This window comes from Nocardia sp. CA-129566 (genome assembly GCF_050956075.1).
Taxonomy (GTDB): domain Bacteria; phylum Actinomycetota; class Actinomycetes; order Mycobacteriales; family Mycobacteriaceae; genus Nocardia.
Map to the genome: position 1 here is coordinate 1245320 of NZ_CP192085.1, position 13760 is coordinate 1259079.

At 67.7% G+C, this 13760-nt stretch carries 3 protein-coding genes (1 of these 3 cut by a window edge); 1 reads left to right on the top strand and 2 read right to left on the bottom strand.

Features of this window, described 5'->3' with window-relative positions; translation table 11 throughout:
- Positions 1–12770, top strand: the end of a protein-coding gene (locus tag ACQP0C_RS05640; RefSeq protein ID WP_433734448.1) for a non-ribosomal peptide synthase/polyketide synthase. Its footprint begins 24577 nt before the window's first position; 12770 of the gene's 37347 nt are visible here — the last part of the coding sequence; its start codon lies off the left edge, out of view; it ends in the stop codon at positions 12768–12770.
- Between the two features lie 134 nt (positions 12771–12904).
- On the opposite strand, the gene ACQP0C_RS05645 is transcribed toward ACQP0C_RS05640, so the two are convergent.
- Both ACQP0C_RS05645 and ACQP0C_RS05650 read right to left on the bottom strand, forming a co-directional pair.
- A complete protein-coding gene (locus ACQP0C_RS05645) occupies positions 12905–13309 on the bottom strand; it encodes a hypothetical protein (RefSeq protein WP_433731194.1) in 405 nt (134 codons plus the stop codon).
- A 10-nt stretch (positions 13310–13319) separates the two neighbouring features.
- On the bottom strand, positions 13320–13607 hold the full coding sequence (locus tag ACQP0C_RS05650) for a hypothetical protein (RefSeq protein ID WP_433731196.1): 288 nt from the start codon (positions 13605–13607) through the stop codon (positions 13320–13322).
- Between the last annotated feature and the right edge of the window lie 153 nt (positions 13608–13760).

A 13760-nucleotide genomic window follows, 5' to 3' on the forward strand; every position in this document is an offset into this window, starting at 1 on the left:
TGATGACCGCCTACGCCGCCCGCGTCGACGGCGGCGAACCCGCCTGGCGGCCGCTCGAGGTGCAGTACGCGGACTACGCGCTGTGGCAGCGCGAGGTGCTCGGCGCCGAAACCGATCCGGAGTCGGTGATCTCCGGGCAGATCGAGTTCTGGTCGAAGGCCCTGCGCGGCCTGCCCGAACAGCTCGACCTGCCCGCCGACCGGCCACGTCCGGCGGTGGCGTCGGGGCGCGGTGCGACCCATGTCTTCGAGATCGACGCCGAAACCCACGGCAAGCTCGCCGAACTCGCCCGCAGCAGGGGTGCGACGCTGTTCATGGTCGCGCACACCGCGCTGGCCGTACTGCTGTCTCGTTTGTCCGGTGAGCAAGACATCGCGATCGGCACCCCGATCGCGGGCCGTGGTGAACGCGCGCTCGACGACCTCATCGGCATGTTCGTCAACACCCTGGTGCTGCGGACCCCGATCGACGGCGATGCCACCTTCACCGAGCTGCTGCGCACCGTGCGCGGCATCGATATCAGCTCATTCGGGCACGCGGACCTGCCGTTCGAACGTCTGGTGGAGATCCTGAACCCGGCCCGTTCGCAGGCGCGGCATCCGCTGTTCCAGGTGATGCTCTCGTTCCAGAACACCGGTCAGAACAGCCTGGAACTGCCCGGACTCACCGTCACCGGCGTCGAACTGCCCATCGATGTGGCCAAGTTCGATCTGCAGCTGGTGCTCTCGGAGCAGACCGCGACCCCGACCAGCACCGCCAACGGTGCCGGTGCCACCACGGTCGCGCCATCGGGCATTACCGCCGAATTGATCTACGCCACCGACCTGTTCGACGCCGACACCATGGCCGAATTCGGGGACCGGTTCAACCGGTTGCTGCGGGCCGTCGCGGCCGAACCGGATCGGGCCATCGGCGATATCGGCCTGCTCGACGAGCGGGAAACCGAACTGGCGCTGCGTGGTTGGAACGACACCGAGCGTGCGCTGGGTGGGGTGACCACGCTGGTGGACGAGTTCGCCAGGCAGGCGGCGGCCACCTCGGATGCGGTCGCGATCGTGGATCCGGCGACGGGTGCCTCGCTGACCTATGCCGAATTCGGTGCGCGCGTGCATCGGTTGGCTCGGCATTTGATCGAGGCCGGTGTCGGTCCGGAAAGTCTGGTGGCTCTCGGCCTGCGGCGGTCTGTCGATCTCGTGGTCGCGGCGTACGCGGTGCACGCGGCCGGTGGCGGGTATGTGCCGCTCGATCTGGACCAGCCTGCGGAGCGGATCGGCTATGTGCTCGATTCGGCCGCGCCGGTATGTGTGCTGACCACCTCGCGCGACGATTTCGACGCCACCGGTCTGCCTGCACTCGTCATCGATGACCTGGATCTGTCCGGGTACTCGGACGAGCCGGTCACCGATGCAGAGCGGATCGCACCGCTGCGGCCGAGCAACCCGGCGTATGTGATCTTCACGTCGGGTTCGACGGGTCGCCCGAAGGGTGTCGCGGTTCCGCATGCGGCCGTCGTCAACCAGATCCGTTGGATCACCGGCGAGTACGGCATCGGTGCCGATGATGTGGTGCTGTTCAAGACCCCGGCGACCTTCGATGTGTCGGTGTGGGAGTTGTTCGGCCCGTTGAGCACCGGTGGCCGGATCGTGGTGGCGAGCCCGGATGGGCATCGTGATCCGCAGTATCTGGCGGATGTGATCGCGGCCGAGAGGGTCACCATGACCTCGTTCGTGCCCTCGATGCTGAGCGTCTTCGCGGGCAGTGTCGACGCGGCCGCGGGCAGCGCGGCCCTCAGCTCGCTGCGCGCACTGCTCGTCGCCGGTGAGGCGTTCACCGCCGATGCGGCACAGGCCATTCGCAAGGTGAGCGGGGCCGAGCTGTACAACCTGTACGGCCCGACCGAATTCACCGTCCATGCGACCCACGGACCCGTTGCCGACAAGGTCGAAGGCGCGGTGCCGATCGGCTTGCCGGTGTGGAATTCGCAGGCCTACGTCCTGGATTCGCGTCTGCACCCGGTGCCGCCGGGTGTTGCGGGTGAGTTGTACCTGGCCGGTGCGCAGTTGGCGCGCGGTTACTTCGGCCGCGCCGATCTGACGGCTGATCGCTTCGTGGCCAATCCGTTCGGCGCGCCGGGCGCACGCATGTACCGCACCGGTGACCTGGTCACCAGGGCCGCCGATGGTGCCATCGACTACCTCGGCCGTACCGACTTCCAGGTCAAGCTGCGCGGTCTGCGCATCGAGCTCGGAGAGATCGAAACAGCTCTCACCGCGCACGATTCGGTCGCGCAGGCGGTGGCGCTGGTGCGCTCGGATGCCCGTACCGGCGACCAGCTTGTCGGCTATGTCGTGCCGGTGAACGGCGGCGCGGTGGATGTCGACGAGCTGCGCAGGCAGCTGACCGGACAACTGCCGTCCTACATGGTGCCGGCGGCGCTGATGGTGCTCGATGAAATGCCGCTGAACCCGAACGGCAAACTCGATCGCCGCGCACTGCCCGAACCCGCCTTCGAGGCACGGGAATTCCGTGCGCCGTCGACCCCGATCGAGGAGATCGTGGCCGACACCTTCGCCGAGGTGCTCGGGCTGTCGACCGCCGAGGGCGGGCGTCCGGTCGGTCTGGACGACGACTTCTTCGATCTCGGCGGAAACTCGCTGATCGCCACCCAGGTGGTGGCGCGCCTGGGTGCCGCACTCGATACCCGCATTCCGGTGCGGTTGCTGTTCGAGGCGCCGAATGTGGCCGCGCTGGCGGCGCGGATGGAGGCGCAGCAGGGCACCGGCGGTCGCCGGGAGCTGGTGGCCGGACCGCGGCCGGAACAGATTCCGCTGTCGCTGGCTCAGCAGCGGATGTGGTTCCTCAACCGTTTCGACAACCAGACCGCCGTCAACAACATCCCGCTGGCGGTCCGGCTCACCGGTGCACTCGATACCGATGCGCTGCGGCTGGCCGTCGCGGATGTGGTGGACCGGCACGAGGTGCTGCGCACCGTTTACCCGGAGACCGCCGACGGGCACGGCGTACAGGTGGTGCTGCCTGCGGGGCAGGTCCATCTGGACCTGACCCCGATCGTGGTGTCGGAGACCGATATTCGCGATCGCATCAGCGAGCTGGTGTTGACCGGGTTCGATGTCACCGCCGAGGTTCCGGTGCGGGCCAAGCTGTTCCGGCTCGAGGCCCCGATGGACGGGTCGCTGCCCGATACCCATGTGCTGGTCTTCGTGGTGCACCACATCTCCGGTGACGGCTGGTCGGTGCGTCCGCTGGCCCGCGATGTGATGGTCGCCTACGCGGCCCGCAACCGCGGCGAATCGCCCGCCTGGGCGCCGCTGCCGGTGCAGTACGCCGATTTCGCGCTGTGGCAGCGCGAAACCCTCGGCTCCGAGGACGATCCGGCCTCGCTGATCGCCAAGCAGGTCGCGTACTGGTCCGAAAGTCTGGCCGGACTGCCCGATCAGCTGGATCTGCCGTCGGATCGTTCGCGTCCGGCCGTCGCGTCCAACCGCGGTGATGTCTACGAATTCGGCATCGACGCGGCGCTGCTGACCGAACTCAACGCACTGGCCCGCGCTCAGGGCGCGAGCCTGTTCATGGTGGTGCACGCGGCATTCGCGGCACTGCTGGCGCGACTGTCCGGCAGCGATGACATCGCCATCGGCACCGCCGTCGCGGGTCGCGGTGAGGCCGTACTCGACGACGCGATCGGCATGTTCGTCAATACGCTGGTGCTGCGTACTCCGGTCGATGCCGGTGCGTCCTTCATCGACCTGGTCGCGCGGGCCCGGGAAACCGACCTGGCCGCCTTCGGCCATGCCGACCTGCCGTTCGAGCGGCTGGTCGACATCCTCAACCCGGCCCGTTCGCAGGCACGGCATCCGCTGTTCCAGGTGATGCTGTCGTTCCAGAACACCGGTGAGGCATCGTTCGAGCTGCCCGGCCTCGAGGTGGCCGGTGTGCCGCTCGATGTGGTGACCGCGAAGTTCGATCTGCATCTGAACCTCGCGGACCGGATCGACGCGGCCGGGAACGCCGACGGCATGACCGCCGAATTCGCCTATGCGACGGATATGTTCGATGCGAAGACGATCGCCGGTGTCGCCCAGCGCCTGACCCGGCTGCTGCGGGCCGTGGTCGCGGATGCGGCCGTCGCGGTCGGTGATATTGATCTGCTCGATGCCGCCGAGCACACGTTGGTGCTCGAAACCTGGAACGACACGGCGCATGTCGTCGATGCCGAACTCACCCTGGTCTCGATGTTCGAGGAGCAGGCCGCCCGGAGTCCGAAGGCGACCGCGCTCACCTTCGAGGGGACGAGTCTGTCCTATGGCGAGTTCACCGCGCGAGTGAATCAGCTCGCACGGCACCTGATCTCGCTGGGTGTCGGACCGGATTCGCTGGTCGCGCTCGGTATGCGCCGGTCGGTCGAGCTGGTGATCGGCATGTACGCGGTGAGCGTCGCCGGTGGTGCGTATGTGCCGTTGGATCCGGATCATCCGGCCGAGCGCACCCGGTATGTGCTCGACACCGCGAACCCGGTGTGCGTGCTGAGCACCGCGGCCGACGAGTTCGACGCGGGCGCCACGATGGCGCTGGATATCGCGGCGCTGGATCTGTCGGCGTACTCCGAGGCGCCGGTGACCGATGCGGAACGTCGTGCGCCGCTGCGGCCTTCGAACACCGCGTACGTGATCTTCACCTCCGGTTCGACCGGTCGCCCGAAGGGTGTCGCGGTCAGCCACGCCGCCATCGTCAACCGCCTGGTGTGGATGCAGTCCGAATACGGGCTGGATCGCGGCGATGTGGTGCTGCAGAAGACCCCGGCCACCTTCGATGTGTCGGTCTGGGAATTCTGGTGGCCGCTACAGGTCGGGGCGCGCCTGGTCATCGCACGGCCCGACGGGCATCGCGATCCGGCGTACCTGGTGCGCACCATTGCCGAGGAGCAGGTCACCACGGTGCACTTCGTGCCGTCCATGCTCTCGGTCTTCGTGGCCGATGACCGGGCGGGCGAATGCTTCGACCTGCGCAATGTCTTCGCCTCCGGTGAGGCGCTGCCCGCGGTGACCGCACAGCGTTTGCGCGAGCTGACCGGTGTCTGGCTGCACAACCTGTACGGCCCGACCGAGGCCGCGGTCGATGTCACCTATCACGAGGTGACCGACACCGATACCGTCTCGGTGCCGATCGGTGCCCCGGTCTTCAATACCCAGGTGTACGTGCTGGATTCGCGGCTGCACCCGGTTCCGGTCGGTGTGCCGGGTGAGCTGTACCTCGCCGGTGATCAGCTGGCGCGCGGCTATGTGGCGCGCCCGGATCTGACCGCGGATCGCTTCGTCGCGAACCCGTTCGGCACCGGCGAGCGCATGTACCGCACCGGTGACCTGGTCACCTGGACTGGGGGCGGTGAGCTGGAGTACCTGGGCCGCACCGACTTCCAGGTGAAGCTGCGCGGTCTGCGCATCGAACTCGGCGAGATCGAATCCGCGCTGACCACGCTGGAGACGATCGCCCAGGCCGCCGTGGTGGTCCGCTCCGACGATCGTCTCGGCGATCAGCTGGTGGGCTATGTGATCGCGGCGGCCGACCGTAGCGTCGATATCGATGCGGTGCGCGCCGAACTCGCGGCCGATCTGCCCGCGTACATGGTGCCGACGGCGTTCGTGGTGCTGGACGCGTTCCCGCTCAATGCCTCCGGCAAGCTCGACCGAAAGGCATTGCCCGCTCCCGTCTTCGAGGCGAAGGTGTTCCGCGCACCGTCGACCCCGATCGAGGAGATCGTGGCCAGCGTCTACTGCGATGTGCTCGGCATCGCCCGGGTCGGCCTGGACGACGACTTCTTCGAACTCGGCGGCAACTCGCTGCTGGCCACCCAGGTGACCGCGCGCATCGGCGCGGCGCTGGATACCCAGCTCGCGGTGCGCGACCTGTTCGAGGCGTCCACGGTCGCCGCGCTGGCGGCCAAGGCCGAACACAATGCCGGATCCGGCCGCACCAGGCCGCGCCTGGTCGCGGGGGAGCGGCCAGCCCGGATTCCGCTCTCGCCCGCGCAGCAGCGGTACTGGTTCCTCAACCAGTTCGATACGGCCACATCGGCGGTGGACAATATCCCGCTCGCGGTGCGGTTGTCCGGTGCGCTCGATGTGGCGGCACTCGAGCAGGCGCTCGGCGACGTCTTCGCGCGGCACGAGGTGCTGCGGACCACCTATCCGAGTTCGGCCAGTGGCCCGCACCAGGTGATCCTGCCCGCCGATCGGGCCGTGCCGGAGCTGACCGTCACCGATATCGACGAGTCGGATCTGGTGCGCACGGTCATCGAATTCGCGCTCACCACCTTCGATGTCACCGTCCAGGTGCCGCTGAAGGTCACGCTGTTGCGGATCGCCGAACACGATCACGTGCTCGCGTTCACGGTGCACCACGTCTCGGCCGACGGTTCGTCGATGGGTCCGCTGGCCCGCGATGTCATGGCGGCGTATGTGGCACGGGCGCAGGGGGAGATCCCGCAGTGGGCGCCGCTGCCGGTGCAGTACGCCGACTACGCGCTGTGGCAGCGTGCGGTGCTCGGCTCCGAGGACGATCCGCAATCGCTTGCCGCACAGCAGGTCGCCTACTGGCAGTCCGCGCTCGCGGGTCTGCCCGATCAGCTGGAGCTGCCCGCGGACCGGCCGCGCCCGCCCGCGCAGAGCTTCCAGGGCAAGGCGATTCGCTTCGAGATCGCACCGGACAAGCACGCGCGCCTGCACGAATTGGCGCGGGCCAACAACGCCTCGCTGTTCATGGTCGTGCACGCGGCACTCGCGGTACTGCTGGCCCGGCTCTCGGGCACCGACGATATCGCCGTCGGCACGCCGATCGCCGGTCGCGGCGAGCGTGAACTCGACGATCTGATCGGCATGTTCGTCAACACCCTGGTATTCCGTACCCGAGTGCGACCCGGCGACACCTTCGCCGATCTGCTCGCCGACGTGCGCGAACGGGATCTCGAGGCGTTCGCCAACGCCGACGTGCCGTTCGAGCGGCTCGTCGAGGTGCTCAACCCGGAGCGTTCCACGGCGCGCAATCCGCTGTTCCAGGTCGGTCTCTCGTTCCAGAACCTGGCCGAGACCACCTTCACCCTGCCCGGCCTCTCGGTGAGCGCGGTGAACTTCGATTCCCAGCTGGCCAAGACCGATCTGCACGTCACGCTCTACGACCGCTACGCCGATGACGGCACCCCGGCCGAGATCGTCACCGAATTCGGCTATGCCATCGACCTGTTCGACGCGGCCACGGTGCAGGGCTTCGCGGACCGGTTCCTGCGGGTACTGGACGCGGTCGTCGCCGATGTGGCGCAGCCGGTCGGCGAGATCGATCTGCTGGCGCCGCAGGAGAGCACCCGGATCCTCACGCAGTGGAATGACACCGCGCACGCGGTCGATACCACCGCGACGCTGGTATCGCTGCTCGATGCGACCGTGGCCGCGACGCCGGACGCGATCGCGGTGGTCGCCGATGTGCCAACCGGCGGCAAGCTGGAGCTGGCCCACCCGTCGCCCGACCACCACCCCTCAACGAGTCGCTACGCGACGCTGACGTATGCCGAACTCGATTCGCAGGTGAACCGCCTGGCGCGGTACCTGATCGAGCGCGGTGTCGGGTCGGAGGATCGGGTCGCGCTGGCGATCCGCCGGTCGGTGGATCTGGTCGTCGCGATGTACGCGGTGGCCAAGGCCGGTGCGGCGTATGTGCCCGTCGATCCGGATCAGCCCGCCGACCGCGTCGAATACATCCTCGGCGCCGCCGCTCCGGTGTGCGTGCTGACCACCGGTCGCGAGGGCTTCACCTCCGCGGCGGTGGATTCGGTGGCCATCGATGAACTCGATCTGTCGCCGTACTCGGATGCGCCGGTGGCCGGTAGCGAACGACTCGGCCCGCTGACCGCGGCCAATACCGCGTACGTGATCTTCACCTCGGGTTCGACCGGTCAGCCGAAGGGTGTGGCACTGCCGCACGGTGCGATCGCCAATCAGTTGCAGTGGAAGACCAGCGAATTCGGCCTCGGCGCCGAAGACGCGGTGCTGCTCAAGACGGCCGCGACCTTCGACCTGTCGGTGTGGGAGTTCTGGTCGGCGGCGGTTTCCGGTGGCCGACTGGTCATCGCGACCGCCGACGGACATCGCGATCCGGCGTACCTCAATACCCTGATGCGCGATACCGGTGTCACCACACTGCATGTGGTGCCGTCGATGTTGGACGCCCTGCTGACCGAATCGGATGCAAAGCTGCCCGAGTCGTTGCGCCGGGTGCTGGCGATCGGTGAGGCACTGCCCGCCGCGACCGCGCAGCGGTTCCGCACGGCCAATGCCGCCAAGCTGTTCAACCTGTACGGTCCGACCGAGGCCGCGGTGTCGATCACCAACCACGAGGTGACCGATGCCGATGCCGTCTCGGTGTCGATCGGCGCGCCGGAGTGGAACAGCCGTGTCTACGTGCTGGATTCGCGCTTGCGTCCAGTGCCGGTCGGCGTATCCGGTGAGTTGTACCTGGCCGGTACGCAATTGGCGCGCGGCTACTTCGGACGGGCGGATCTGACCGCGGAGCGGTTCGTGGCCAACCCGTTCGAGCCCGGTGCGCGCATGTACCGCACGGGTGACCTGGTGGCATGGAATGCCGACGGTGAACTGGAATACCGCGGCCGCACCGACTTCCAGGTGAAGATCCGCGGCTTCCGCATCGAACTCGGTGAGATCGAGGCGGCACTGCTGCGGCAGACCTCGATCACCTCGGCCGCCGTGCTCGCGCACACCGATCCGGCGCTCGGCGACCGCCTCGTCGCCTATGTCGTGCCGACCGCCGGTGAACTCGATAAGCGCGCACTGCAGTCGGCGCTGGCGGCGGAGCTGCCGTCCTATATGGTGCCGAGTGCCTTCCTGGCGCTGGAAGCGTTGCCGCTCAACGCCAATGGCAAGCTCGATCGAAATGCGCTGCCGCAGCCCACCTTCGAACATGCCGCATTCCGCGCGCCGGTCTCGCCGGTGGAGCAGATCGTGGCCGGTGTGTTCGCCGATGTGCTGGGTATCGAGCGGATCGGCGCCGATGACGACTTCTTCGCCCTCGGCGGTAACAGCATCCTGTCGATCCAGTTGGTATCGCGGGCGAAGGCGCTGGGCGTGGTGTTCTCCGTGCGCGATGTCTTCGATCAGCGCAGCGTTGCCGGACTCGCGGCGATCGCCACCTCGACCGCCGAGCTGCGCCCGACGATGGCGGAGCTGCCCGGTGGCGGCGTCGGTGAAATCCCGCTGCCGCCGAGCATCGCGGCCGTGCTGGCCAGTGGCACGTCCTACCAGCGCCTCTCCCATGAGGCGACGGTGGCCCTGCCGAGCGAACTTGATCGCGACGGACTGCGCGCGGCGATCGCCACGATCGTCGACAGGCACGACGCCCTGCGCACCCGATTGCGTCAGGTGGGCGATGGCGCGACATTCGCGGCGCTCGAGCGCGGCACCGTCGATATCGATGCGCTGGTGCACGAGGTTTCGGTCGACGCCACCCTGACCGAGGACTACGGCTATGACGAGCTCATGCGGCTCGCCGATAACGAACGCGCCGCCGCGGCGGATCGTCTCGATCCGGCCAACGGTGTGATGGTGCAGTTCGTACGCATTACCGCGGATAAGGTCGACGGCGGCAATTTCGTGCTGGTCGTGGTGCACGCCTTCGCGGCCGACCCGAAATCCCTCGGTGTGGTGGCCACGGATCTGCGCGATCTGGTCGCGGCCGAGCCGGTCGCGCTGCCGGAGGTCGGCACCTCACTGCGGCGCTGGGCCTACGGCCTGACCGATGAGGCCAGTGCCCGTGCCGCCGAACTGCCGTTCTGGCACGAGGTTTCGGCGACGCCGGATCCGCTGCTGGGCGCGCGCACCTTCGATCCCGCGCAGGATACCGTCGCCTCGGTGCGGCGGGTTCGGGTCGAGGTGCCGACGGCGGTCTCCGAGGTCGCGCTCACCACCGTGCCGGCGCGGTTCCACGGCGGTGTGTCCGACGGGCTGCTTGCGGCCTTGGCCATGGCGCTGGTGCGCTGGCGCGGCGAACAGCACGGATCGGATGTGCTGATCCGGCTCGATGGCGATGGGCGCGCGGCGGTCCGCGACGCGGAATTGTCGCGCACGGTCGGTGCTTTCACCACCACCTATCCGGCCCGACTCGGCCTTGGCGATATCGATCTGGCCGATGCGTTCAGCGGCGGCAGCGCCGCGGGCGCCATCGTCAAGTCGGTGAAGGAGCAACTGCTCGCGGTGCCGGATCAGGGCGCCGGCCACGGTCTGCTGCATCTGCCGCAGGTGGGTCAGGTGAGCTTCCGGTATCAGGACGCGGTGATCAAGACCGAGCGCGCCGCCGATATGCCCGCCAACGGTGCGGTCGATATCACCGTCACCGTGGGCGATGAGGACGCTGGCCCGCGTCTGCTGGCCACCTTCGAATTCCCGGTGGGCCTGCTCGGCCCGGAGCGGGTGCAGGAGCTGGCGGATCTGTGGGTCACCGCACTGACCGCGCTGGCCGAGCACGCACAGCGCCCGGATGCCGGTGGGCACACACCGTCGGATCTGCCGCTGGTGCGGGTCGGCCAGTCCGATATCGACCTGTGGGAGCGGACCTACCGCGGTCTCACCGATGTGTGGCCCGTTTCGCCGCTGCAGTCCGGTCTGCTCTTCCACGCGCTGATGACCACGGCCACCGTGGACGTCTACACCATGCAGGCCGTGGTGCGACTGGCCGGAACGGTGGACATCGACCGGCTGCACGCGGCCGCGCAGGCGATCCTGGATCGGTACCCGAACCTGCGCACCGCCTTCGTCACCGATGCCATGGGCCAGGCGATGCAGGTCGTGCTCGATCGACTCGAAGTGCCGTGGCGCGTGGTGGATCTCACCGATCTGCCGGAGGCCGAGCGGGCCGAGGAACTGCGGCGGCGGATCGAGGCGGAGCATGCGGATCGCTTCGATATGTCCGCGCCGCCGCTGGTGCGCTACACGCTGTTGCGCACCGCCGCCGAGGAGTGGTCGCTGGCCATCACCACCCACCACGTGCTGGTCGATGGCTGGTCGATGCCGCTGCTCATGCGGGATCTGCTGGTGCTCTACGCGACGCGTGGCGATCAGTCGGCGCTGCCGCAGGTCTCCTCCTACCGCGACTTCCTGGACTGGCTCGCCACCCGCGACCAGGACGCGTCGCTGCGGATCTGGGCCGGGGCCTTCGACGGTGCGACCGAGCCGACCGAATTGGCGACGCCCGCCCGGACGGCCGAGACCTACGAGACCGGCAAGCTGGTCACCGAGATCGACGCCGACCGCACCCGCCAGCTCACCAAGCACTGCGCCGAACTCGGCATCACGGTGAACACGCTGGTGCAGGCGGCCTGGGGCATTCTGCTCGGCAGGCTCACCGGCCGCGCCGATGTGGTGTTCGGTGCCACGGTTTCCGGTCGGCCCGCCGAATTGCCGGGTGTGGAATCGATGGTCGGCCTGTTCATCAATACGCTCCCGATCCGGGTGCGAATCGACGACCGCGCGACCATCGACGATCAGCTGAAGCGGTTGCAGCGCGACCAGACCGAACTGCTCGACCATCACTACCTCGGACTCGCCGATATCCAGCGCGCCGCCGGAATCGGATCGCAGTTCGACACCCTGCTGGTCTTCGAGTCGTATCCGATCGATCGCGAGGCGATCGCGGCCGCGAGTTCGATCGACGGCATGTCGGTGGCCGATGTCGGTGTCGACAGCACGACGCACTACCCGCTGACCCTGCAGGTGACCGCGGAGTCCAAGCTGGAGTTCACCCTCGAGTACCTGCTCAGCCGGTTCACCGCCGATGAGGTGGAAACCCTGTCCACCAGGCTGATCCGGGTGGTCGACGCGCTGCTCGGCGATCCGAACGGACTGGTCGGCGATATCGATATCCTCGACGCCGGTGAGCGCGCTCGCCTGCTCGCCGAATCCGGTATCGCGGCAACGGCTCCCGCGTCGGAGCCGGTCGGCCGGCTCGGCGCGCGCACGGTGTCGAAGGTGCTCGGCGAGGTCGTCGAGGCGGATCCGGAGGCCCCCGCGCTGCTGGTGGACGGCGACGAAATCGCCTACCACGTGCTGGATCGCCGTTCCTCACAGCTGGCTCGGGTGCTCATCGAGCGCGGTGCCGGACCCGGCGATGTGATCGCGGTCGCGCTGCCGCGTTCGGTGGATGCGGTGGTCGCGGTCTGGGCCATCCAGAAGGCCGGTGCCGCCTGCCTGTTCGCCGGTGATCTGAGTGTCGACGACATGGTCTGCGCCGGAGCCGGTTTCGGGATCACCCTCGAACCCGTCGACGGCCCGATCAACTGGCTGGTGCCCAGCGATCCGACGGTGCAGGCCGAGTTGGCCTCCGCGCCATCGCATCCGGTGTCCTACGCGGACCGGGTGCGCCCGCTGGCCGAGGAGCATGCGGCCTTCGTGGTACTCACGGCCGACGGATCGGTCCAGGCACTCAGCCAGACCGAGGCGCTGGCGCAGGCGGATCGGGTGCGCTCGGAATACGAGATCGACTACGAGTCGACGACGTTCACCACCGCGGTCTCCGGACGTGCGGCCCTGCTGGAGTTCGTGTCCTCGGCAACCGCCGGTGCCCTCTCGGTACTGCCCAGCGCCGACGAGATCGCCGACGATCTCGCCGACGGCGAGGTCAGCCACTGGTTCGTCACGGTGGACGAGCCGACCGATGCGGCGGATGAGAATGTGCGGATCGTGATCGTGGAGTAGGCGGTCTTATCGGTCGATCGGCCGATAACCTAGTGACGAGACAGCGAAAGCCGTTGCCAGTGCATGGCAACGGCTTTCGCACGCAACCGCAGCAAGAGCTACTAGGTCGGGTCGCCTGTTCGTCTCTCGATGGGTTATTCGGACCCGTCGATCTGGGCTCGGAATTTATCCGCATCCGGCCCTGACAGTTCGTAGGTGACAGTGACCGGCTCTGCCGGGTTCAGCTCGTCACGCCCGGCGGGTCCAGGCACCATCGAGGCCACCAGCTCCACCAATTCCGTGTAGGTCAACGCCTGCTGCGGCGCAGATGGATCGAAATCGTTGATGACACCACGCTGCAACGGTTTTCCGCCGACCCGCGGCCACCACACCTCGAGTGTCGACCATGGGATGCCCTGCAGCAGGGCTACTTGCAGATCCTCGGGTGCCAGATCGTTGCGGCCGTGTTGTTCGGCCACCTGCGCGGCGCGACGAAGCAGCGAAATCACAGCCGGGCTCGCCCCCGTGATCGTGGTGACGGAACCAAATCGTGAGGTCATGGCATCGAGACTATCGCCCGTACTTGCTGTTGCCGCCGGTATCGAAGACCTCCATCGGGGATCCGTCCGGCATGGTGTAGAACCGCGTCCCGACACACCACAGTCGGATTGTCTTGCCTGGTGCTGGACAGGCGATTTTGTCGTTCTTGGTCACGGGCTGCTCCGCGCACCGGATGACCACGCCGCCCGCCTCCTCGCATTGCTGGACGGTGACGGCCTCCGCTGGTCCGATGGCGGCCATAACGGCTGCGACGCAGGCGGCGGTCACGAAGATCAGGCGTTTGATAGCAGTTTGCATGATTCCCCCACGGAATCTAGGTATTGATCGGACACGGTGGTCCGTAGTTCGGACGACCCCCGGCGGCATCTGATGCAGAGGTCTAGCACCCTAGTCCGGCATGGAAGGCCCAGGGCTCATGTCGAGTTACGTTGTTCTGGTGATAATTTGGCG

Coding starts and splice junctions, on each gene's coding strand:
- ACQP0C_RS05645 (WP_433731194.1), bottom strand. CDS start 13,309: ATGACCTCACGATTTGGTTCCGTCACCACGATCACGGGGGCGAGCCCG.
- ACQP0C_RS05650 (WP_433731196.1), bottom strand. CDS start 13,607: ATGCAAACTGCTATCAAACGCCTGATCTTCGTGACCGCCGCCTGCGTC.